Here is a 19,970-nt window from a genome sequence, read left to right as displayed (position 1 = left end):
CGCGCCATTGCCCCGTTCCCTGACTGAGCTGCTGCCCTGGCTGCTGCTGTTGCCGTTCGCGGGCAGCGCGGTGGCTGCTTTGTTGCCCACCGCGCGGCGCAACCTCGGCACGGCCTGGTCGCTGGCCGTCGCGCTGGCGGTTGCGGTGCCGATCGCCGCGCTGTATCCGCAGGTGAGCGCCGGCGGCGTGGTCACGCAGCGCGTGAGCTGGCTGCCGACGCTGGGCTTGGACATCCTCGTGCGGCTCGACGGATTTGCCTGGATGTTCGCGATGCTGGTGACCGCGATGGGGCTGCTGGTGATCGTCTACGCCCGCTATTACCTGTCGCCCGAGGATCCGGCGGCCCGTTTCCATTCCCTGCTGCTCGGATTCATGGGCGCGATGCTGGGCATCGTCGTCTCGGGCAACCTGCTGCAGCTGGTCGTGTTCTGGGAACTCACCAGCGTCTTCTCGTTCCTGCTGATCGGCTACTGGTACCACCGCAAGGACGCGCGGCGCGGCGCGCGCATGGCGTTCACCATCACGGCCGCCGGCGGGCTGGCACTGCTCGGCGGCGTGCTGGTGCTGGGACACGTGGCGGAAAGCTACGAGCTCGATGTCGTGCTGGCTGCGGGTGATCGGGTTCGAGCCGATCCGCTGTATGCGCTCGCGCTCGCGCTGATCCTGGCCGGTGCGCTGACCAAGAGCGCGCAGTTCCCGTTCCACTTCTGGCTGCCGCATGCGATGGCGGCGCCGACGCCGGTGTCGGCCTATCTTCACTCGGCGACGATGGTGAAGGCCGGCGTGTTCCTGCTGGCGCGCCTGTGGCCGGTGCTGTCCGGCACCGAGCTGTGGTTCTGGACGGTCGGCGGCGCCGGTCTCGCCACGCTGCTGCTGGGCGCCTACGTCGCGATGTTCCAGAACGACCTGAAGGGGCTGCTGGCCTATTCCACGATCAGCCACCTGGGCCTGATCACGCTGCTGCTGGGCCTGAACACGCCGGTCGCCGCCGTGGCCGCGGTCTTCCACATGCTGAACCACGCGACCTTCAAGGCCTCGCTGTTCATGTCGGTGGGCATCATCGACCACGAGACCGGCTCGCGCGACATGCGCCGCCTCGACGGTCTGTACCGCAGCATGCCCATCACCGGCACGCTCGCCATCGTCGCCTGTGCTGCCATGGCGGGGGTTCCATTGCTCAACGGCTTCCTGTCGAAGGAGATGTTCTTCGCCGAGACGGTGTACCTGCAGTCGCACCCCTGGATCGAGATGATGCTGCCGCTCGCGGCCACCGTGGCGGGCGTCTTCGCCGTCGTCTATTCGCTGCGTTTCGGCCACGACGTGTTCTTCGGCCCGCCCGCGCGCGACCTGCCGCGCGCACCGCACGAGCCGGTGCACTGGATGCGCGTCCCGGTCGAGCTGCTGGTGCTGGCCTGCGTCGTCGTCGGCACGCTGCCGGGCTGGTCGATCGGCCCGCTGCTGGCCACCGCCGCCCGGCCCGTGGTCGGCGGCACGTTGCCCGAGTACAGCCTGGCCGTGTGGCATGGCTTCAATGCGCCGCTGGTGATGAGCCTGGTGGCTCTGACAGTGGGCCTGGTCGTCTACCTGCGCTTTGCCGATCGGTTCAAGCAGCGCCGCGGCCGCACCGCCCCGCTGCTGCTGGGACTGGACGGCAAGCAGGCCTTCGAAACCGCCCTCGCCGCCGCGACCCAAGGCGCCAGGCACGGGCTGCGCTGGTTGGGCACGCGCCGGCTGCAGGCGCAGCTCCTGTGCATGCTGGTCTTCGCGTCGGCGGTCGGGCTGGGCTCGGCCCTCGTGGTGCCGCTGGAATGGGGCACGCGCGAGCGCGTGCCGCTGTCCGCGGAGTTCGCCCTGTTGTGGGCGGTCGGCGCGATCTGCGCCATCGGCGCGGCCAGGCTGGCGACATTCCACCGCCTGGTCGCGCTGACGCTGCTGGGCGTCGTCGGCCTCGTGCTGTGCATCACCTTCGCCTGGTTCTCGGCGCCAGACCTCGCGCTGACGCAGCTGGCGGTCGAGGTGGTGACCATCGTGCTTTTCCTGCTGGGGCTGCGCTGGCTGCCGCTGCAGGCGGCGGACGATCCCCGCACCCGTGCGCGTGCGCGCTGGCGACGCGGGCGGGACTTCGTGCTGGCCGCGGGCATCGGCGCGGGACTGGCCGCGCTGTCGTACGCCATGCTCACCCGGCAGGCGCCTCTGAGCATCGCCCCCTTCTTCCTCGAGCACGCGCTGCCGCTGGGCGGCGGCACGAACGTTGTCAACGTGCTGCTGGTCGACTTCCGGGCCTTCGACACGCTGGGCGAGATCACGGTGCTCGGTATCGTCGGCCTCACTGTCTTCGCGCTGCTGCGGCGCTTCCGGCCGCCGCGTGAGGTCATCCACCGGCCGGCACAGCAGAACGTGGTGCACGAGGATGATAACAGCGACCTGGCGCGGCCCGACGAAGCGGCCGAGCACGCCTACCTGGAGGTGCCCGGCGTGCTGGTGCGCCTGCTGCTGCCGGTGGCCGCGCTCTTTGCGGTCCATCTCTTCATGCGCGGGCACAACGAGCCTGGCGGCGGCTTCGTGGCCGGTCTGGTGCTCGCCATCGCGTTCATCGCCCAGTACATGGTCGGCGGCACCCGCTGGGTGGAAGACCGCCTGTCGCTGCAGCCGTCGCGGTGGATCGCGCTGGGCCTGCTGGCCGCGCTGGCCACCGGCGCAGGCGCGCTGGCGTTCCGACATCCGTTCCTGACCACGCACACCGCGCACGTGACGCTGCCGATGATCGGCGAGGTGCACCTGCCGAGCGCTGCCTTTTTCGACCTCGGCGTGTTCAGCGTGGTGGTGGGGACCACGCTGCTGCTGCTGACGGCCGTCGCCCACCAGTCGCTGAGGGCACGCCGACGCCCATTGCGGACCTCCGATGAGGAGGAAATCTGATGGAGGTCGTGCTGTCCATGGCCATCGGCGTACTCGGCAGCGCGGGCGTGTGGCTGATCCTGCGCCCGCGAACATTCCAGGTGCTGATCGGGCTCGCGCTCCTGTCGTACGCGGTCAACCTCTTCATCTTCAGCGTCGGCAGCCTGACGCTGGACCAGGAGCCCATCGTGCGGGTCGGCGCGTTACCGACGCTCGACAACTATTCGGATCCGCTGCCGCAGTCACTGGTGCTGACGGCCATCGTGATCGGGTTCGCCACCACGGCGCTCTTCCTCGTGGTGTTGATGGCGCTGCGCGGTCTGAGCGGCAGCGACCACGTGGATGGCGAGGAGGAGCGGCCGTGATCGCCTTCGAAGCGATGAGCGATCTGATCGTCCTGCCGGTGCTGCTGCCGATGGCCACGGCGGCGCTGATCCTGCTGGCCGGCGAGAAGCGCCGCCAGCTCAACGCGGCGCTGGCCTTGGTGTCGACGGCCTCAGGCCTCACGCTCGCGATTGCACTGCTGGCGTGGGTGCACACGCAGGACGCACCCGGCAGCTTCGGCGTCTACCTGCCGGGCAACTGGCCGGTGCCCTTCGGCATCGTGCTGGTGGTCGATCGACTGTCCGCGCTGATGATGGTGCTGACGTCGGCCTGCGGGCTGGCCGCGCTGTTGTTCGCGCTGCCGCGCTGGCAGCGCGCCGGCGTGCACTTCCACCCACTGTTTCAGCTGCAGCTGATGGGGCTGCAGGGCGTGTTCCTGACCGCCGACCTGTTCGACCTGTTCGTGTTCTTCGAGGTCCTGCTGGCCGCCTCCTACGGCTTGCTGTTGCATGGCGGCGGCAGCCAGCGCGTGCGGGCCGGCCTGCACTACATCGCCATCAACCTCGTCGCATCCATGCTGTTCCTGATCGGCGTCGCGCTGCTGTACGGCGTCACCGGGACGCTCAACATGGCCGATATCGCGCGCAAGCTGCCCCTGGTTCCGCCGAGCGACCGGGGGCTGCTGCACGCCGGGGCAGCGCTTCTCGCCACGGCCTTCCTGGCCAAGGCCGGCCAGTGGCCACTGAACTTCTGGCTGCCGCAGGCCTATGGGTCCGCGGGTGCGCCGGTTGCGGCGCTGTTCGCGGTGCTGACGAAGGTGGGCGTGTACGCCGTGCTGCGCCTGTGGACGCTGTGCTTTCCCGCGTCCGCGGGTGACTCGGCGCTGTTCGGTGCCGAGATTCTGATCTGGACAGGCATGTGCACGCTGGTCTTCGGCTCGATCGGCATGATGGCGACGCAGGAGCCCAATCGCCTGGCCAGCTACAGCATCATCGTCTCGGCCGGCACGCTGATGGCCGCCATCGGCTTCGACCGTGAGGCGCTGAGCGCAGGTGCGCTGTTCTACCTGGCCAGCTCGACCCTGGCCGGCTGCACGCTGTTCTTGATGGTCGAGCTGCTCGAGCGCCGGCGCGACGTCGAGTTCGCGCCCCCGCAGAGCCAGCCCCAGGGCGAAACGCTGCCGGACTTCGTGGACGCCGCCGCGGCCGAGCCCGCCAACCTCGACGATGACGAGCAAGCGCTGATCGGCCGCGCGCTGCCGGCGGCGGTGGCTTTCCTGGGTGTCGGCTTCACGCTCTGCGCGATGGTGGTGGCCGGGCTGCCGCCGCTGTCGGGCTTCGTCGGCAAGGTGGCCATGCTCGCTGCGCTGCTGGATGCCGCGCGCCCGGCCGCCTGGACGCTGTTCGGGCTGCTGATCTTCTCGGGCTTGCTGGTCGCGACCTCGCTGCTGCGGGTGGGCGCGCGCCACTTCTGGCTGCCGCAGGAGCGGCCGTCACCCCGGCTGCGCATCGTCGAAGGGACACCGGTCGCATTGCTGCTCGCAGCCCTGGTGATGCTGGCGATCCAGGGTGAGCCGGTGCTGCACTACATGCGCTTGACGGCGCAGGGGCTGCATGCGCCCGACCAGTACATCGAAGCCGTTCTGTCCGCCCGGCCGGTGAGCCTGCGTGGGCAAGGAGGGCCCCGATGAGACGCTGGGTGCAGTCCCCGCTGCTGTCCGCCGCCCTGGCCGTGATGTGGCTGGCGCTGAACCGCAGCGTCAGCATGGGGCACGTGCTGCTGGCCGTGCTGCTGGGCCTGGTCCTGCCGCTGCTGCTGTCGCCCCTGCGGCCCACGCCCGGCCCGATGCGCCGACCGATGGTCGTGCTGCGGCTGGTGCTGCGCGTTGGTGCGGATGTGGTCGTCTCGGCACTGCAGGTGGGGCGCGGCGTCCTCACCGCGCATCGCCGGGAACCGCGCGCGCGCTTCGTGCTCATCCCGCTGGAATTGCGCGACCTGCACGGCCTTGCGGCGCTGGCCGTCATCACGACGGTTGTTCCGGGGACGGTCTGGGCGGAGCTGGCGCCCGACCGCTCGGCGCTGCTGCTGCACGTCTTCGACGTCGACACCGACGACGCCGAGTTCGCCGCCCACTTCAAGGCCCGCTACGAGCGGCCGCTGCTGGAGATCTTCCAATGAGTGCCCTGCTCTCGATCGCGACGACGGTCACGCTGCTGCTGTACGCCGTTGCGATGGTCTTGGCGCTGGTGCGGCTGCTAGGCGGACCGCGGGCTCAGGATCGCGCGCTCGCATCCGACTTCGTCTTCGTCGTCGGCATGCTCATGATGTTGGTGCTGGCCATTCGCTACGACAGCCAGATGTACTTTGAAGGCGCTCTGCTGATGGCGCTGTTCGGCTTCGTTGGATCGATGGCAATGGCCAAGTTTCTGCTGCGTGGCGAGGTGATCGAATGATTGCCGCGAACTGGACCGAGTGGATCGTCGCTGGCCTACTGCTCGCCAGTGGCACAACCGTGTTCGTCGCGGCGCTCGGCCTGGTGCGCCTGGCCGACTTCTTCACGCGCATGCATGCGCCCGCACTGGCATCGACGCTTGCGGCCTGGATCGTCGCGCTGGCCTCGATCATCCACTTCACCGGCTCTGAAGGCTCGCTGGCGCTGCACACGTGGCTGGTGGTCATCGTGCTGTCGATCACCGCGCCGGTCACGACCATCGTGCTCGCGCGCGCCGCACTGTTCAGGCAGCGCCGCGCAGGCGAGAGCGTGTCGAGGCCGCTGGCACGAATGGAATGATTCGTCGCGAGAGTCGGCAATGGGTGCATGGCTACTGGACGCGTCTCTTCAGCGTCCGGTGCGCAACCGCTACGATGCGCATGTGTCCTTCCACCTTCGCCCCAACCATCGCCATGCCGCTCCGCGCATTGCGCTGGGGTGCGCACGTCCCACGCTAGCGGGGATCGCGCGCGTCCGGTCTGGTGTGGCGGTCGGCGAGCCCTTCGGGCTGCAGACCGCACTTTCCTGAGCCCGGCGATTCGACTGTCCCTTCTCGCGCACACCTTCGATCGCCGGGCCCACTGCCCGCGCTGATCAATGGTCGCCCTCGCGACCGAAAGGACTGCACGATGGACACGTTGCTACTCACCGAGCGCACGCTCACGGACCTCGACCACGCTCGCCTGAAGCGACTGCTTGCCGGCACCCCTGCCGGCCCGGGCCAAGCCACGAGCGCCGCGCTGCGCGCGGCGCTGGACAACGCCGACCTGGCGCCTTCGCGCGCGATCCCACCGGACGTGGTGACCATGTATTCGCGCGTCCTATTGGTCGAATCCACCAAGAACCAACACCAGGTGCTGACGCCGTGCTACCCCGAAGACGCTGAACCGGCGGCAGGGTTCGTCTCCGTGCTGTCGCCAGTGGGTTCCGCCTTGCTGGGCCTACGCGTCGGTTCGCTGGCAGTCTGGCAGACGCCTGCAGGAGACGAGGTGCAGGCTCGCGTATCGGCCATCCTCTTCCAGCCTGAAGCCAGCGGCGACTTCGTGCTGTAGCGGGAGAGCACCATGGCTAGCATCAATTCGATTCTTCATGTCACCGACCTCACCGAAGCCGCATTGCCTGCACTTCAGCGCGCGGTCCTTCTTGCCGCCGAGAACGAGGCCCGCCTGACCATTCTGACCGCCGGGCCCGGCAAGTCGTGCGGTGCCCGTCGCTCACTCTACGACGCGCATCTGGCTGAGCGGCGTGTCCGCCGGATGCTGAATCGGCTGGGTCGCGAGCTGCGCGCCGGTCACGAAGTGCGCTGGATCGCAGTGCCACGGGAGGTCGATGCCATCGAGCAGATCCTGCGTGCGGCAGACGACGCGGACCTGGTGGTGCTCGGCGGTGGGTCCGACTGCTCGCTGCGCTCGCTTCTGTTTGGAACCACGACCGAGCGCCTGGTGCGCCTCTCGCGCCGGCCGGTGCTTGTCGTGAAGCGTCCGCCGTCACTGCCATCTGCGCCCTATAGACGCGCACTGCTGCCTGTCGACTTGGCTGACGCCACCTTCCCGGCCGTCGGATGGGCGGCCCGCGTCGCGCCGCAGGCATCCTTGCATTTGCTGCACGCATTGTCCGTTCCGATGGCGAGCCGGCTGCGCATGGCCGACTGTTCGGACGAGTTGGTGCGTTCCACCGTTCAACGGGCGAAAACGGTCAGCCAGCATCGCCTCTGGCACTTGGCGGCGACTCTCCCGGCACGCCGAACTCACACGACTGTGGCAGAGGGCCTGCCTGCGGTGCTGACGCTGCAGAAGAGCCGCGAAGCCGCTGCCGATCTGATCGTCGTCGGCAAGTCCGGTCGGTCGTTGCTCGGAGACCTCCTGCTGGGCAGCACGGCTCAGCGCCTGTTGTCCGAGGCGGACACGGATCTGCTGGTCGTTCCCAAGACATCACGCTCGCCCAGCGGATCGAGTTCAGCGAATGCAGAAGGGAAGTCCATGACTGCAGTTGAAGGGCGGCATGAATTGCACCCATGCTTGCGGGGTCAGGGCACATCATCACTGCCCGTCCCGCCGGCCCGCCAGGCAGGCAGGCGCCAGTCCATTGCCACGGATGCGGCGCGCAGTGCGGTCGCGGTGGCGGCCGCGGCCACCAGGGCGCCCCACTGGGGCATGTCTGCCGCGTGCGCCAGCACCATGACCCAGCCGCCGACGAACGAGCAGATGGCGTAAGGCCGATGGTCGCTGAACGCGCGCGGGATCTCGTTGCAGACCACGTCGCGCAGCACGCCGCCGAAGACCGCGGTGACCATGCCCAGGATCACCGCGATGATCGACGGCATGCCCGCGTCGATGGCGATCTGCGTGCCAAGGGCCGTGAAAAGGCCGAGGCCCAGCGCATCGGGCCACTGCATGGCACGTTCGGTCGGCTCGAGGTGGCGCGCACGCATGAACAACATCGCGCCGATGCACAAGGCCAGCAGCGCCCAGACCCAATCCGCATGCTGCACCCAGAACAGCGGACGACGATCGAGCAGGATGTCGCGCACGGTTCCGCCTCCGAACGCGGCCAGCCCGGCCACCACGCAGATGCCCACGGCATCCAGTCGCTTGCGTGCCCCCTCGATCACGCCAGACAGGGCAAAAGCGATCGTGGCGACCACTTCGACGGCGATCTGAGTGTGGGACAGAGTCCAGGGAATGGTGTTCGCCATGATGTCGCCTACTCCTGCCAGATCCTGAAACTCGGCGTGCCAAAGACGCACACGCCGGCCACGCACACACCCTGAAGGCGTCCACCAGGAACTCGATCATCAGCCGGACCTTGGCGCGACGAACTTGCGCGAGGGGCAGACCGCGTAGACGCCCAGGTCGATCGAACGCCAGGCCGGCATCACCTCCACCAGCGTGCCGGCCAGCAGGTCCGGCCCGATCAGGAAGCTGGGTTGCAGGCCGATGCCCTGGTCGTGCAGTGCGGCCACCCGGCAGGTGTCGCCACTGTTCGTGCGCAGGCGCGGAGTCACCTTCACCGAGGCGACGCCCTGCAGGCGCGCCCGTGCCTCCAATACCGCGGCCTGTCGATACCGGGCAAGAACGCTTTCGGCGACCCCGGACAGGCGGAGCCTCCCTTCGTAGGGAATCTCAACCGCATGCGTCAGGACCAGCGTCGCCTGCGGTGCCACTTTCTGCGCCAGGTCGATGGACGATCGGCTCCATTCAGAAAAGTCGACAGGTACCAGGACCCGTCGGTACGCTGCGTGCGGGATCTGACGCACCATGAGCACGGGACGCGATGATCGCTTGGCAATGCGTTCGGCGGTGGAGCCGAAGACCACACCCCGAAAGAAGCTCGCACCGCGTGTACCCGTCACCATCAAGCTCGCGTCCACTTCATCCGCATAGCGAGTGAGCGCTTGGACGGGATGTCCGACGCCAAATGGGTCCGGACGGCGGCAGATTGACGCTGCGCGAGTTCCGCGGCCAGCGCCGCCAGACGCTGACGCGCTTCATCCTGGATCACGTCGGCCGTGGCGTCATCGAGCCATCATCGCATGTCGTCGAGTGCGGTCCCGCCCAGCGTGTAAGCCAGCGTTAACCCTGCACCCATTTCCTCTGCAAGCAGGGCTGCTCGCCAAGCTGCGTGCTTCGCCGGCGCGGAGAAATCCGTTGCGGCAATGATGGGACGGACGGTTGTCATCGTCGAGCCTCCGATGCGGGTGTGCCCCGGGCTTGGTTTCGATTGCGGACTCTGGCGGATGTCGTCAGTGGGCCAACTGCTGATATCGACTAACTACAGGTTCCGAGCAACATAGCCGAGCGGCGACAACACCATCGCAGTCGCCCCGGAATCTGCACGCCGTGGCAGCCGTTCTTGAGCGCTACGTCGGCGAACCCACATTCAACCCCGCGGCCAGGTCGGATGCCTTACGACGCCCATGCAGTCGGCTATGCGGCCACCGTGATGCCTGGTCCGTGGGCGCACTCAGGGTGCTGGCATCACGGTCTACGCCCAATCACGTCGTCCAGGCGCGCATCCTGAAGGCATTGACGAGGAATTCGATCAGCAGTCGGACCTTTGGCGAGACGAACTTGCGCGAGGGGTACACCGCGTAGACGCCCAGTTCGATCGAGCGCCACCCGGGCATCACTTCCATCAGCGTGCCGGCAAGCAGGTCGGACCCGATCAGGAAGCTTGGCTGTAGCACGATGCCCTGATGGCGGAGCGCGGCCACGCGGCAGGTGTCTCCGCTGTTGGTGCGCATTCGCGGCGTCACCTTGACGGAGGCAGCGCCCTCCGGCCCGGTGAACACCCACTGGTCGCCCATCGAGAACAGGCTGTAGGCCAGCACATCGTGGCTGGCCAGTTCGGACGGGTGGCTGGGGTGGCCGCGTGCCTGGAGATAGGCCGGCGACGCGCACAACACCATGCGCGTCGAAGTGAGCAGTCGACTGATCAGTGACGAGTTGGGCAGCCGCGCGATGCGCACCGCCATGTCGAACCCCTCCTCCACGAGGTCGACCACGCGGTCGGCCAAGGTCACGTCCAGCACCACCTTTGGGTTCTGCGCCATGAACTCGGCCCACAGCGGCGCGAGGTGCAGCAGGCCGAAGGAGAACGGCACGTTGATACGCAACAGGCCGCTGGCCTCGCCGCTCCTTGAGGTGATCTCTGCTTCGGCCTCGTCGACACCGCCCAGCAATTCGCGACAGCGCGCCTGGAAGACCTCGCCTTCCGGCGTCAATGAAAGCTTGCGTGTGGTGCGATGCAGCAGCCGCACCCCGAGCCGCGACTCCAACTCCGCCACGTAGCGCGAGACCGCCGCCTTCGACACGTCCAGCGCCTCCGCAGCTTTGACGAAGCTGCCTGCATCGACCACGGCAACGAAGGCCTGCATTTCGATGAACTTGTCCATCTCGGGCGGGATTGTCTCGCATACCGAGACAGTTCGACCAGGCTTGGCCAGTTTATCTCTCGCCCTTGCACTTCTAAAGTCCAACACATCGCAGCCAATCGCGCTGCACCCACCAGAGGAAGCAAGTCATGAAGATCACCGTCATCGGCGCCGGCAACATGGGCTCGGCATTCGTCAGTCAACTGGTCCGCGCAGGCCACCAGGTCAGCGTGACTGCACGCAACGGTGCCAAGGCCGCTCAGGTGGCAGCGGCCAACACCGGCACCAGCGCCGTGGGCATCTCCGGCGCCGCAAGGGGCGCCGATGCCGTCATCCTCGCCACCGGCTTCGCCGATGCCGTCAACGCTCTGCAGGCAGTCGGCGACCTCAAGGGCAAGGTGGTCATCGACATCACCAACCCGCTGACGGCCGACTACATGGGCCTGACGATCGGCCACAGCACGTCGGCGGCCGAAGAGATCGCCAAGGCTATCCCGGGCGCCGAGGTCGTCAAGGCGTTCAACACGGTCTTCGCGCAAGTGCTGGCCGAAGGCCCCGACTTTGGAAACGGCCGCAAAGTCGAGGTGTTCGTCGCCAGCGACAGCGAGCGCGCGAAGCAGACCGCGGTCGCCATCGCCGAGAGCATCGGCTTCGGGGTGGTCGATGCCGGCGGACTGAAGAACGCGCGTTATCTCGAGCCACTGGCCGGCTTGAACATCTATCTTGGCTACGGCGCCGGTCTCGGCACGGCCATCGCGCCGACCTGGATCCGCAAGGCCTGAGCCGTACAACGTCCAACGATCAAGGAGCATCCAAATGAGCAACCGTCTACTCGGCCGCGTCTTGGCCACCAACGCCGGCTGGGCGCCACTGGCCGTGCGCATCCCCATCGGCATCATCTTTGTCGCGCACGGCGCGCAGAAGCTGTTCGGCGCCTTCGGTGGCTATGGTCTGGAAGGCACGGGCCAGTTCATGTCCTCGCTGGGCCTGACGCCCGGCTACCTTATGGCCTTGCTGGCCGGCAGTGCCGAGTTCTTCGGCGGCCTGGCGCTGCTGTTCGGCGTTCTCGTGCGGCCGGCCGCCGCGGCGCTGGCCTTCGCAATGCTCGTGGCGATCTTCTCGGTGCACATCGGCAACGGCCTGTTCATGGACAAGAACGGCTACGAGTTCGGCCTGGCGCTGCTCGCCGCGTCGGTCTCGCTGCTGATCAGCGGTGCCGGCCGGCTGTCTGTGGACGCGGCGCTTGCCGAGGGGGCCGGAGCGCGGTGAACGCCGCAAGCATCAGCCACGTTCAGCCAGGAGCATCGTCACCATGACCCGCCTGCCCAGCCTGTTCGTCTCGCACGGCGCACCGACCTTCGCGATCGAGCCCGGCCTCGCCGGGCCGAAGCTGACCGCGCTGGGCCGGGCGCTGCCCCGGCCGCGTGCCGTGCTGGTGGTGTCGCCGCACTGGATGACGCCGAGTCCGCGAGTGGGCCTGGTGACCCGTCCGCAGACGATCCACGACTTCGGCGGTTTCGACCCGGCGCTCTACGAGATCACCTACCCGGTCGACGGCCACCCGGCACTGGCGCAACGCGCGTTGGAATTGCTGCGCGACGCCGGTTGGGCACCGCAGCCCGACAAGCGTCGCGGCCTCGACCATGGCGCCTGGGTGCCGCTGCGTCACCTGTACCCGGCGGCCGATGTGCCCGCCTTCCAGGTCTCGCTGCCGGCGCGGCTGGACGGCGACAGCGCCTGGGCCTTCGGCGCGGCACTCGCGCCGCTGACCGACGAAGGCGTGCTGATCGTGGGCTCCGGAAGCCTGACCCACAACCTGACGGAGTTCCGCTCCGGCGCGGGCAGCGACGAGCCCTATGCCGCCGAGTTCGCGAGTTGGGTGCGCGATGCCGTCGTTCGTGGGGACAGTGCCCAACTGCGTCAGACGCTGGCGCAGGCGCCGCACGCGCGGCGCGCGCACCCCACCACCGAGCACTTCTGGCCGCTGCTGGTGGCTGCGGGCGCAGCCGCCTCGCCGCTGCCGACCACGGTGATCGAGGGCGGCATCACGCATGGCGTGCTGTCGATGGATGCATTCATTTTTGGCGCTGCCGGACCGCTGGGCAGCGACGCGACTTGATCGACGAGGACCCCATGCACACCCAAGACCTGTTCGTCCAGCGGCCGGCGAAGCCGAGCCAATTGGTGCTGCTGTTCCACGGTGTCGGCTCGAGCGCGCGTGACCTGGCGCCGCTGGGCGAGGCCCTGGCGCCGCACCTGCCGGATGCGATCGTCAGTGTGCAAGCGCCCGAGGCCTCGGGGCGCGGCTGGCAGTGGTTTTCCGTCCAAGCCGTCACCGAGGCGAACCGACCGGCGCGCGTCACGGCCGCTATGCCGGGCTTCGTGCGGGCAGTCATGCATTGGCAACAGGACTGCGGCGTTGGGACGGCAGCAACGACGCTGGTCGGCTTCTCGCAGGGCGCGATCATGGCGCTCGAATCGACCCAGCTTGACAACCCGCCTGCTGCCCGTGTGATCGCGCTGTCGGGCCGTTTCGCACGGCCGCCGCGCATCGCCCACGGATCGGTCCGCACGCACCTGCTGCATGGCGACGACGACACCGTGATGCCTGTGCAAGGGGCCGTCGATGCGCTGGCACGACTGCAGGACCTGGGGGCCATCGCGACGCTCGACCGTTTCCCGGGGCTGGGCCACGGGGTGGACGGACGTGTGGTCGATGCCATCGTCCGCAGGCTGACCGATGCGGTGCCTGCGCCGATCTGACCAACGCCACATCCCTAGGCCGACATGTCCAACAACCGCTCGCCCGCGCAACTCGAATCCGACTTCGTCGCGGTCGCTCGAGTGGCCGCCAGGCGCGATTCCCAGCCCACTGCGTTCACAACGCTGCTGCACATCGGGGACGAGCACCTCGTCGTACTGACCGGGCATGGTGGTAAGCCCGAGACCGTGCAACAGCTCGATCTCGGCCCACCACGCATCGCCCGAGACTACTTTCGGCACGACCCGCCGACCTCACAAGAAATCGAGCGCGCCATCGACTTCACCGAGGACGAGATCATGCGGCTGGGCAAGGCGGCCTGGTCGACACCACGCTGTGGAGCACCTCTCCCGCATTGCAGGCTTGGGCCTCTGTGTCCGGCCCGGCGATGACGATCGAGACCATCGAGCAATGGTTCCAGCGGCTGGCCTCGGCTTCGCTGGGCCAGCCCGCTGCGATGCAAGGCCTGCCCTCCTGGCGCGAGGCAGCTGCAACCTTGCTCGTGGTGCGCGAATTCATGCATCACCGCGGCTACACCTCCATCGTCTTCGTCGAGCCGCGGTAAGCCTTGTGGAGTGGCCGGCGCGGGCGTACAACCAGCGCCCCTTCACACTGTCCAGGAGCCACGCATGGCCACCTACAAGGTCGGATATTTCGTCGGGAGCCTGTCCTCGACGTCAATCAACCGTCTGCTAGCCAAGGCGCTCGTGAAGCTGGCGCCGCCCGAACTGGTTTTGAGCGAGATCGCGATCAAGGATCTGCCGCTGTACAGCCAGGACTACGACTCCGACTACCCCCCGGTGGCCCGCGCCTTCAAGCAGGCCATTGCCGACGTCGACGCGGTCCTCTTCGTGACGCCCGAATTCAACCGCTCGATCCCCGGTGGATTGAAGAATGCCATCGACTGGGCGAGCCGGCCCTGGGGCAAGAACTCCTTCGCGCAGAAGCCTTCGGCCGTGATCGGTACTTCGCCGGGTGCCATCGGCACCGCCGTGGCGCAGCAGAGCCTGCGCGGCGTGCTGTGCTTCTGCAATTCGCCGCTGATGAATCAGGTCGAGGCGTACATCCAGTTCAAGCCCGAGCTCATCACCCCCGACGGCGAGGTCACCGACGAAGGCACGAAGAAGTTCTTGCAGACCTACATGACAGAGCTGCACGCCTTCATCGTGCGTGTGCTGACCGTGCTGCCGCGCAAGACCTGAAGGCTCGCCATCGCGCACCGTTCAGCCTTGATACGGCAACCTTCGAATGGATCGTCTCATTCGCCTTCGGCGAGACGCAGGCCCGCCGGCAAAGGCGTCTCCCCAAAGCTAGTCTTACTGTCAAAAGAGTCGCCTTGCGTTTGCGCGTAGGCAACACGGACATCGGGCCAGCGTCTTGAGCAAGGCTGCGGCGATAAGCGGCCGCAAAGTCGTGATCGAGGATGGGACGTGGCGCTGCGTTTCGCACATCAGGAATGGCTGATCGACGAAGCGCTGCGCGAGACCTTCCCAGCAAGTGATCCCATCAGTCCCGCCACGTCCAGCGAGCGTCGCCACATTGTGGTCGCCACCGACTTCTCCAAGACCTCAGTTGCGGCCGTCGAACGCGCAGCGCAACTCGCGGTGACGCACGGCGCGCGGTTGCCCGCCAGTGCAGGATAGATGCCTGAGACGCCTTGCCCCATGTCGGCGGGGCAAACCCATTCAGCGGATGCGAGAGTTCTAGCCGCTCAGGGAATGCACCGCGACGTTGGCCAGCCCCCACAAGGTCAGGCCGAACAAGGCAGCCAGGACAAGGGCTGTGGCGATCAGCACCACTGGCTTACCCCGGGCCAGTTGGTCGCTGGCCGCGCTCCGCCGTCCGACGCCAAAGAAGGCCCACAACACGTTCCGTACATTGATCAGGGTTTCCATACGCCAAGACCTCGCTTCCTGCACTGAACTGTGCCACGGCACGAGGAAAGTACCCAGACTCAGTTGATGGAAGAAACTGCGTATCAGATAGTCCGTGATCCGGTCATTTCGCGGTGAACGATGGCATTCAGTACAGTTTGCAGTCTGCCTATATTGGTCATATCAGATGAGAATTGCTGATCCAGCAACTGCTCCAGCATGAAACGCTACGAAGCCTTGGCCCGGGAGGTCGCAGAGACCATCACCAAGGGCCAGCTCCTCCCCGGTGAGCGACTTCCTTCGGTCCGAGAGACCAGCCGAAGTCGCGGGGTCAGCCCTTCGACCGTGTTCGAGGCGTACTACCTGCTGGAAGCGCGCGGCTTGATCGAGGCGCGCCCGCGGTCCGGTTACTTCGTCAGTCACGGCATCGCCCAGCAGATCGAGCCCGAAGCCTCGACACCGGTGACAAATGAACGAGCGGTCGAAGTCTCCGAGCTGGTTTTCCACGTGCTCGGCGATGCCAAGAACAGAACGCTGGTGCCGCTGGGCTCTGCCTTCCCCAGTCCGACCCTGTTTCCCTTGCCAAAGCTGGCAGTCGCCCTCGGCAGGGCAGTCCGACGGCTGGACCCGTGGCGCACGGTCGAGGACCTGTCTCCGGGGAGCCCGGCACTGCGACGCCAGATCGGTCTTCGCTACCTGGCGATGGGCTGCGGTGTCGACACGGAAGAGTTGGTCATCACCAATGGCGCCATGGAGGCGCTGAGCCTGTGCCTGGGCGCTGTGACCAAGCCCGGAGACCTGGTGGCCGTGGAGTCGCCGACTTTCTATGGTGCACTCCAGGCCCTCGAGCGTCACAACCTGCGCGCCGTGGAGATTGCGACGCATCCGCGATCCGGGGTCGACGTGGCGGCGTTGGCCGCAGTGTTGGAGCGGCACGCGGTGAAGGCCTGCTGGCTGATGCCGAACTTCCAGAACCCGCTTGGAAGTCTGATGCCGGACAGTTCGAAGCAAGCGCTGGTGGAACTGCTGACCAAGCACCAGGTGCCTCTCATCGAAGACGACGTTTATGGTGAGCTGTACTTCGGCTCACACAAGCCCAAGCCTGCCAAGGCCTGGGACCGCACCGGCCTGGTCATGCACTGCAGTTCCTTCTCGAAGTCGCTGGCGCCCGGCTACCGCGTGGGATGGGCGGCGGCAGGCCGATTCGCCAAGGACGTTGCCCGGCTCAAGCTCATGAGCTCACTTGGAGCGCCCGTACCATCGCAAGAGGGCTTGAGCGAGTACCTGCGGCACGGCGGTTACGACAGGCATCTGCGACAGTTGCGGGCCACCCTGGCGAAGCAGCGATACGTCGTATTGCGCGCGATCGCGAAGTGCTTCCCCGCCGGCACGAAGGTGACACAACCGGAAGGTGGCTACTTCGTGTGGGTCGAGTTGCCCAAGACCGTCGACGCGCTGGAACTGCACCGCTTGGCGCTGTCCCACGACATCAGCCTGGCTCCAGGTCACCTGTTTTCTGCGGACCACCGATACAGGCACCATGTGCGGGTGAACTTTGGCCACCCGGACAACAAGCGCTTCGAAGCCGCGCTCAAGACGGTGGGAACCATCGCGAAAGCGCTTGCCTGATCATCACTGCCCGGCTGACTTCGCGTCGTAGGCGTCGATGGTGCGCGCCGAGTAGACCATCGCGGCGCCGGCGTTGACCATGATGGCGACGCCGAGCGCATCGACGATCTCTTCCTTCGACGCGCCCGCCTTGATGGCCGCCTCGGTATGGGCATTGATGCATCCGTCGCAGCGCAAGCTCACCGCGACGGCCAGTGCGATCAGTTCGCGCGTCTTGAAGTCAAGGTGGCTGGACTTGGCGTTGGCATGAGAAAGTCCGGCATACGCTCTCACCAAGTCCGGATTGGCGGCTGACATTCCTCTCACTGCTGCGTTGATCTGATCGCGGTAGGCGTTCCAGTCCATCATCATGTTTGCATCTCCTTGATGCTGGTCATCGATTCCATCACGCGGCCCGGACGGACTTCAAGCCGGTGGCCGTGAAGCACGGCTGAGCGCGCAACAGCCCTAGAAGCCAGGGATCCAACCTCCTTTGTTCGCTCGCGCCAGCTGGTCGGGCGTGGAGCGGATGTGAACCTCGAGGGCCAGCGCAGCACGGGCCTCCTGCCCCGACATCGCCATCTCGAAGATTTGTCGGTGCTCCGCGTGCACGTCACGGCTGTCGTCGGCCAGGCCGATGGCGAAGCGCCGGTAGCGTTCGCTGTGGCGGCCCAGCAGGCGCAGCACCTTCATGGTCCACGGCGAATCGCAGGCGGCGATCAGTGCCTCATGAAAGCGCGCATTGAGCTGCTCCCAGCGCGGTCGCTGCTCGGGGCGTATTGGCTGCTCGAACGCCGACAGCTCGCTGAATGCCTGCTGCAGTTGCGCGCGCCATGCGGCATCGCCGCGCCGGATCGACTGGCGCAGCGCGTCGATCTCGATGTGCAGCCGCAGGCGCGTCAGGTCCTCCAGATCGGCCAGGGCCATCGGAGCGACGCGGAATCCGCGCTGGCCCTCGGCCACCACCAGCGCGTCGCTGACCAGCCGGGTGATCGCCTCACGCAAGGTGCCGGCACCGACCTCGTAGCGCGCCTTCAGGTGCTCCACGCGCAGCTTCTCGCCGGGCCCGAGCCGGCCCTCGACGATGTCGTCGCGCAGCCGTTGGTAGCTGCGCTCGATCAGCGTGCGCGAGGCGGTGCCGCCCGCATCTGCGTCGCCATCGGTCTTGTCGTCGACCAGCGCGAGGAGTGCCCGCTTGGCCATCAACTCACTCCTTCGCGCGGTCGCGCACGCGCTGCAGCCGGTAGCTCAACTGCGGCCGGGTCAGGCCAAGCGCGCGCGCGGCCGCGGCCAGGTTGCCTCCGGCGCGCGCCACGGCCTCCTGGATCAGCGCGTCCTCGAGTCCGTCCAGGCTGAGGCCGCGGCCGATCATCTCGTCGTACAGCGCCGGGCTGCCGCTGGGCGCGCTGCGCACCAGTTCGCCGGCGGCATTGACCGTCACCGGCGGCTGGCCAGGCAGCGTGGGGAACAGCTCGTGCACGTCCACCGGCTCGCCGGGGCTGGCGAGGATCACGCCGCGCTCGATCAGGTTCTCGAGCTCGCGCACGTTGCCGGGCCACGGGTAGCCGCGCATCGCATCGAGCGCGCGGTCGGTGAAGCCGGGCACGCTCTTGCCGTGCAGCGCGCAGAAGCGGGCCAGCAGGTGCGCCGCGAGCGGCTCGATGTCGTCGGCGCGCTCGCGCAGCGGCGGAATGCGGATCGGGTAGACGTTGAGCCGGTACATCAGGTCGCTGCGGAAGCGGCCGCTGGCCACCGCGGCCTGCAGGTCGACGTTGGTGGCTGCGACCACGCGCACGTCGACCTTGCGCGTCTGCGTGCCGCCCAGGCGCTCGATCTCGCCCTGCTGCAGCACCCGCAGCAGCTTGGCCTGCGCGGTCAGCGGCAGCTCGCCGAGTTCGTCCAGCATCAGCGTGCCGCCGTCGGCCCGTTCGAAGCGGCCGGGCCGTGCAGCACCGGCGCCGGTGAAGGCGCCCTTCTCGGCGCCGAACAGCTCGCTCTCGATCAGATCGGCCGGCAGCGCCGCGCAGTTGACCGCGACGAAGGCCTTGCCCGCGCGCGGGCTCATCGCATGCAGCGCGCGCGCAAAGCGCTCCTTGCCGACGCCGGTCTCACCGGTCAGCAGCACCGTCACCTGCGTCGCCGCGGCCTTGCGCAGCAGCAGCGCGGCGGCGTCGAAGGCTTTGGAGCGACCGATCAGGGGGCCCAGTTCGTCGGCCGGCTGCAGCGTCGAGCGCAACGTGTCGACCTGCGACTGCAGGTCCTCCAGGCGCACGATCATCGAGTCTTCGGCGTAGTCGCGCGCCATCACCTCGGCATCGGGCCAGTCGGGCAGTACGCGGCCTTCGATGCGGCAGTTGGGCTGACCGCAGGCGGCGCAGGCCACTTCCTTGAACAGCGTCGGCCGGCCCATGAAGGCGCTGGTGTAGCCCGAGGCATAGCCCAGCAGCATCCAGCACACCGGTTCGCTTTGCGGGCCGAAGTTGCGCACATGCGTCTCGACCTCCCAGGAGTGATCCCAGCGGAACACGCCGTGGAAGCGGCCGGCGGCCACGTCGATCTCGCAGGACTCGGGGGTGACCTGTACCGCGCCTTCCAGCATGTGCAGCTGCGGGCCGACGGCGAACATGTCCAGCACCGATGCGTCGCCGCGCACTTGGCGCGCCAGCCGCGCGTCGCGCTCGCCCGATGAATAGCCGGCGCGCATCAGCAGGCGGCGCGTCTGCTCGCGACCGATGGTGCCCATCAGTTCACGTCGCAACTCACCGAGCGCGGCGGCATGGACCAGAAGCATGCGTTGGCCGGCGAGCCAGATGCGCCCGTCGCCGGCCGAGAAATGGACCATGCGGCGCAGGTCGGCGTCGGGAGGGAGCGGTGGCGGGGTTTGCCCAGTCATGGGTGAATTATCGATAACAGCCACTCTTTGTCCAGCGGGGATCCGCCCACCGAGGTCATCAAATCATCACTTTCCCGCCGCGAGGCATGACCAAAAGCTCATGCTGCGCAGCGCAAAGTTCCGGGCGGACGATGGGGCGTGTCGTCCCGGCCGGGGCTGATTGCGCTGTCACGGCATGACATCTTGGGGGTAACCCTTAGATTATCGAGATTCCGGGCGACGCCGGGCCGAACTGGCACGCTCTCTG

At 67.5% G+C, this 19,970-nt stretch carries 24 protein-coding genes and 1 pseudogene; 17 read left to right on the top strand and 8 right to left on the bottom strand.

Going from position 1 to position 19,970, the window contains the following annotated elements; all coding sequences use genetic code 11:
* The first annotated feature begins 7 nt into the window (after nucleotides 1–7).
* The 8 genes and pseudogenes from HLB44_RS30195 to HLB44_RS30160 form a co-directional block, all read left to right on the top strand.
* Nucleotides 8–2,920 carry a monovalent cation/H+ antiporter subunit A gene (locus HLB44_RS30195; RefSeq protein WP_246312554.1) on the top strand — a complete coding sequence of 971 codons (2,913 nt, stop codon included), beginning with the start codon at nucleotides 8–10 and terminating at the stop codon, nucleotides 2,918–2,920.
* Entirely contained in the window at nucleotides 2,920–3,264 is a 345-nt protein-coding gene (locus HLB44_RS30190) for a Na+/H+ antiporter subunit C (protein WP_173132122.1), read from the top strand. The genes HLB44_RS30195 and HLB44_RS30190 overlap by 1 nt, the downstream gene beginning before the upstream one ends.
* On the top strand, nucleotides 3,261–4,913 hold the full coding sequence (locus HLB44_RS30185; protein WP_343051641.1) for a monovalent cation/H+ antiporter subunit D: 1,653 nt from the start codon (nucleotides 3,261–3,263) through the stop codon (nucleotides 4,911–4,913). Before HLB44_RS30190 ends, HLB44_RS30185 begins: the two co-directional genes overlap by 4 nt.
* Nucleotides 4,910–5,401, top strand: a complete 492-nt coding sequence (locus HLB44_RS30180; protein ID WP_173132119.1) for a Na+/H+ antiporter subunit E — start codon at nucleotides 4,910–4,912, stop codon at nucleotides 5,399–5,401. The genes HLB44_RS30185 and HLB44_RS30180 overlap by 4 nt, the downstream gene beginning before the upstream one ends.
* The gene (locus tag HLB44_RS30175; RefSeq protein ID WP_173132116.1) at nucleotides 5,398–5,676 is read left to right on the top strand and encodes a K+/H+ antiporter subunit F; all 279 of its coding nucleotides are present in this window, start codon (nucleotides 5,398–5,400) and stop codon (nucleotides 5,674–5,676) included. The genes HLB44_RS30180 and HLB44_RS30175 overlap by 4 nt, the downstream gene beginning before the upstream one ends.
* A complete protein-coding gene (gene mnhG / locus HLB44_RS30170) occupies nucleotides 5,673–6,014 on the top strand; it encodes a monovalent cation/H(+) antiporter subunit G (RefSeq protein ID WP_173132113.1) in 342 nt (113 codons plus the stop codon). Before HLB44_RS30175 ends, mnhG begins: the two co-directional genes overlap by 4 nt.
* A 329-nt stretch (nucleotides 6,015–6,343) precedes the next feature.
* Nucleotides 6,344–6,766: a GreA/GreB family elongation factor gene (locus HLB44_RS30165; protein ID WP_173132110.1), complete on the top strand. Its 423-nt coding sequence runs from the start codon at nucleotides 6,344–6,346 to the stop codon at nucleotides 6,764–6,766.
* Nucleotides 6,767–6,778: 12 nt separating this feature from the next.
* Nucleotides 6,779–7,627, top strand: a pseudogene (locus HLB44_RS30160) (universal stress protein); the annotation flags it as partial.
* Nucleotides 7,628–7,740: 113 nt separating this feature from the next.
* On the opposite strand, the gene HLB44_RS37560 reads toward HLB44_RS30160, so the two are convergent.
* The 4 genes from HLB44_RS37560 to HLB44_RS30145 all read right to left on the bottom strand — a co-directional run bounded on the left by HLB44_RS37560 (nucleotide 7,741) and on the right by HLB44_RS30145 (nucleotide 10,608).
* Nucleotides 7,741–8,409 carry a trimeric intracellular cation channel family protein gene (locus HLB44_RS37560; RefSeq protein ID WP_246312553.1) on the bottom strand — a complete coding sequence of 223 codons (669 nt, stop codon included), beginning with the start codon at nucleotides 8,407–8,409 and terminating at the stop codon, nucleotides 7,741–7,743.
* 99 nt (nucleotides 8,410–8,508) lie between these two features.
* Nucleotides 8,509–9,153 (bottom strand): universal stress protein, encoded by a 645-nt coding sequence (locus tag HLB44_RS30155; protein WP_343051664.1) that lies wholly within the window; start codon nucleotides 9,151–9,153, stop codon nucleotides 8,509–8,511.
* Between the two features lie 86 nt (nucleotides 9,154–9,239).
* Nucleotides 9,240–9,392: a hypothetical protein gene (locus HLB44_RS30150; RefSeq protein WP_173132105.1), complete on the bottom strand. Its 153-nt coding sequence runs from the start codon at nucleotides 9,390–9,392 to the stop codon at nucleotides 9,240–9,242.
* A 316-nt stretch (nucleotides 9,393–9,708) separates the two neighbouring features.
* Nucleotides 9,709–10,608, bottom strand: coding sequence for a LysR family transcriptional regulator (locus HLB44_RS30145; protein ID WP_173132102.1), 900 nt, complete (start codon nucleotides 10,606–10,608; stop codon nucleotides 9,709–9,711).
* 128 nt (nucleotides 10,609–10,736) lie between these two features.
* Between HLB44_RS30145 and HLB44_RS30140 the strand changes: the two genes are divergently transcribed.
* The 8 genes from HLB44_RS30140 to HLB44_RS30105 all read left to right on the top strand — a co-directional run bounded on the left by HLB44_RS30140 (nucleotide 10,737) and on the right by HLB44_RS30105 (nucleotide 14,991).
* Nucleotides 10,737–11,369, top strand: coding sequence for an NADPH-dependent F420 reductase (locus tag HLB44_RS30140; RefSeq protein WP_173132099.1), 633 nt, complete (start codon nucleotides 10,737–10,739; stop codon nucleotides 11,367–11,369).
* A gap of 34 nt (nucleotides 11,370–11,403) precedes the next feature.
* Nucleotides 11,404–11,856, top strand: a complete 453-nt coding sequence (locus tag HLB44_RS30135; protein ID WP_173132096.1) for a DoxX family protein — start codon at nucleotides 11,404–11,406, stop codon at nucleotides 11,854–11,856.
* A 43-nt stretch (nucleotides 11,857–11,899) separates the two neighbouring features.
* On the top strand, nucleotides 11,900–12,706 hold the full coding sequence (locus tag HLB44_RS30130; protein ID WP_173132093.1) for a dioxygenase family protein: 807 nt from the start codon (nucleotides 11,900–11,902) through the stop codon (nucleotides 12,704–12,706).
* A gap of 14 nt (nucleotides 12,707–12,720) precedes the next feature.
* On the top strand, nucleotides 12,721–13,350 hold the full coding sequence (gene ypfH / locus HLB44_RS30125) for an esterase (protein ID WP_173132090.1): 630 nt from the start codon (nucleotides 12,721–12,723) through the stop codon (nucleotides 13,348–13,350).
* Between the two features lie 24 nt (nucleotides 13,351–13,374).
* Nucleotides 13,375–13,740, top strand: coding sequence for a hypothetical protein (locus HLB44_RS30120; protein WP_173132087.1), 366 nt, complete (start codon nucleotides 13,375–13,377; stop codon nucleotides 13,738–13,740).
* The gene (locus HLB44_RS30115; RefSeq protein ID WP_173132084.1) at nucleotides 13,737–13,913 is read left to right on the top strand and encodes a hypothetical protein; all 177 of its coding nucleotides are present in this window, start codon (nucleotides 13,737–13,739) and stop codon (nucleotides 13,911–13,913) included. Before HLB44_RS30120 ends, HLB44_RS30115 begins: the two co-directional genes overlap by 4 nt.
* Nucleotides 13,914–13,977: 64 nt before the next feature.
* The gene (locus tag HLB44_RS30110; RefSeq protein WP_173132082.1) at nucleotides 13,978–14,550 is read left to right on the top strand and encodes an NADPH-dependent FMN reductase; all 573 of its coding nucleotides are present in this window, start codon (nucleotides 13,978–13,980) and stop codon (nucleotides 14,548–14,550) included.
* A gap of 228 nt (nucleotides 14,551–14,778) precedes the next feature.
* Complete coding sequence (locus HLB44_RS30105; protein WP_173132079.1) at nucleotides 14,779–14,991, top strand: universal stress protein; 213 nt, start codon at nucleotides 14,779–14,781, stop codon at nucleotides 14,989–14,991.
* Nucleotides 14,992–15,051: 60 nt separating this feature from the next.
* Here HLB44_RS30105 and HLB44_RS30100 read toward each other — a convergent pair whose 3' ends face one another.
* On the bottom strand, nucleotides 15,052–15,243 hold the full coding sequence (locus tag HLB44_RS30100; RefSeq protein WP_173132076.1) for a DUF2970 domain-containing protein: 192 nt from the start codon (nucleotides 15,241–15,243) through the stop codon (nucleotides 15,052–15,054).
* A 198-nt stretch (nucleotides 15,244–15,441) separates the two neighbouring features.
* Here HLB44_RS30100 and HLB44_RS30095 point away from each other — a divergent pair, with 198 nt between their 5' ends.
* The gene (locus HLB44_RS30095) at nucleotides 15,442–16,851 is read left to right on the top strand and encodes an aminotransferase-like domain-containing protein (RefSeq protein ID WP_173132073.1); all 1,410 of its coding nucleotides are present in this window, start codon (nucleotides 15,442–15,444) and stop codon (nucleotides 16,849–16,851) included.
* Nucleotides 16,852–16,854: 3 nt separating this feature from the next.
* Here the strand turns inward: HLB44_RS30095 and HLB44_RS30090 are convergent, their stop codons facing one another.
* The 3 genes from HLB44_RS30090 to HLB44_RS30080 form a co-directional block, all read right to left on the bottom strand.
* Entirely contained in the window at nucleotides 16,855–17,199 is a 345-nt protein-coding gene (locus HLB44_RS30090; protein WP_173132544.1) for a carboxymuconolactone decarboxylase family protein, read from the bottom strand.
* A gap of 99 nt (nucleotides 17,200–17,298) precedes the next feature.
* Entirely contained in the window at nucleotides 17,299–18,033 is a 735-nt protein-coding gene (locus HLB44_RS30085) for a GntR family transcriptional regulator (protein WP_173132068.1), read from the bottom strand.
* Between the two features lie 4 nt (nucleotides 18,034–18,037).
* Nucleotides 18,038–19,723, bottom strand: coding sequence for a sigma-54-dependent Fis family transcriptional regulator (locus HLB44_RS30080; RefSeq protein WP_173132065.1), 1,686 nt, complete (start codon nucleotides 19,721–19,723; stop codon nucleotides 18,038–18,040).
* Nucleotides 19,724–19,970 lie beyond the last annotated feature (247 nt).

It is taken from the genome of Pseudaquabacterium terrae (assembly GCF_013266755.1).
In the GTDB taxonomy this organism is placed as follows: domain Bacteria; phylum Pseudomonadota; class Gammaproteobacteria; order Burkholderiales; family Burkholderiaceae_C; genus Pseudaquabacterium; species Pseudaquabacterium terrae.
The sequence above is the reverse complement of the archived record's forward strand: the minus strand, read 5'-3'. Positions and strand labels throughout refer to the sequence as shown.

Bases quoted from the DNA above. Each gene is read 5' to 3' on its own strand.
- HLB44_RS30190 (WP_173132122.1), top strand. From the start codon at position 2,920: ATGGAGGTCGTGCTGTCCATGGCCATCGGCGTACTCGGCAGCGCGGGC.
- HLB44_RS30145 (WP_173132102.1), bottom strand. From the start codon at position 10,608: ATGGACAAGTTCATCGAAATGCAGGCCTTCGTTGCCGTGGTCGATGCA.
- HLB44_RS30165 (WP_173132110.1), top strand. From the start codon at position 6,344: ATGGACACGTTGCTACTCACCGAGCGCACGCTCACGGACCTCGACCAC.
- HLB44_RS30110 (WP_173132082.1), top strand. From the start codon at position 13,978: ATGGCCACCTACAAGGTCGGATATTTCGTCGGGAGCCTGTCCTCGACG.
- HLB44_RS30150 (WP_173132105.1), bottom strand. From the start codon at position 9,392: ATGACAACCGTCCGTCCCATCATTGCCGCAACGGATTTCTCCGCGCCG.
- HLB44_RS30180 (WP_173132119.1), top strand. From the start codon at position 4,910: ATGAGACGCTGGGTGCAGTCCCCGCTGCTGTCCGCCGCCCTGGCCGTG.
- HLB44_RS30080 (WP_173132065.1), bottom strand. From the start codon at position 19,723: ATGACTGGGCAAACCCCGCCACCGCTCCCTCCCGACGCCGACCTGCGC.
- HLB44_RS30100 (WP_173132076.1), bottom strand. From the start codon at position 15,243: ATGGAAACCCTGATCAATGTACGGAACGTGTTGTGGGCCTTCTTTGGC.
- HLB44_RS30135 (WP_173132096.1), top strand. From the start codon at position 11,404: ATGAGCAACCGTCTACTCGGCCGCGTCTTGGCCACCAACGCCGGCTGG.
- HLB44_RS30175 (WP_173132116.1), top strand. From the start codon at position 5,398: ATGAGTGCCCTGCTCTCGATCGCGACGACGGTCACGCTGCTGCTGTAC.
- HLB44_RS30140 (WP_173132099.1), top strand. From the start codon at position 10,737: ATGAAGATCACCGTCATCGGCGCCGGCAACATGGGCTCGGCATTCGTC.
- HLB44_RS30130 (WP_173132093.1), top strand. From the start codon at position 11,900: ATGACCCGCCTGCCCAGCCTGTTCGTCTCGCACGGCGCACCGACCTTC.
- HLB44_RS30090 (WP_173132544.1), bottom strand. From the start codon at position 17,199: ATGATGGACTGGAACGCCTACCGCGATCAGATCAACGCAGCAGTGAGA.
- HLB44_RS30085 (WP_173132068.1), bottom strand. From the start codon at position 18,033: ATGGCCAAGCGGGCACTCCTCGCGCTGGTCGACGACAAGACCGATGGC.
- HLB44_RS37560 (WP_246312553.1), bottom strand. From the start codon at position 8,409: ATGGCGAACACCATTCCCTGGACTCTGTCCCACACTCAGATCGCCGTC.
- mnhG (WP_173132113.1), top strand. From the start codon at position 5,673: ATGATTGCCGCGAACTGGACCGAGTGGATCGTCGCTGGCCTACTGCTC.
- ypfH (WP_173132090.1), top strand. From the start codon at position 12,721: ATGCACACCCAAGACCTGTTCGTCCAGCGGCCGGCGAAGCCGAGCCAA.
- HLB44_RS30115 (WP_173132084.1), top strand. From the start codon at position 13,737: ATGACGATCGAGACCATCGAGCAATGGTTCCAGCGGCTGGCCTCGGCT.
- HLB44_RS30095 (WP_173132073.1), top strand. From the start codon at position 15,442: ATGAAACGCTACGAAGCCTTGGCCCGGGAGGTCGCAGAGACCATCACC.
- HLB44_RS30120 (WP_173132087.1), top strand. From the start codon at position 13,375: ATGTCCAACAACCGCTCGCCCGCGCAACTCGAATCCGACTTCGTCGCG.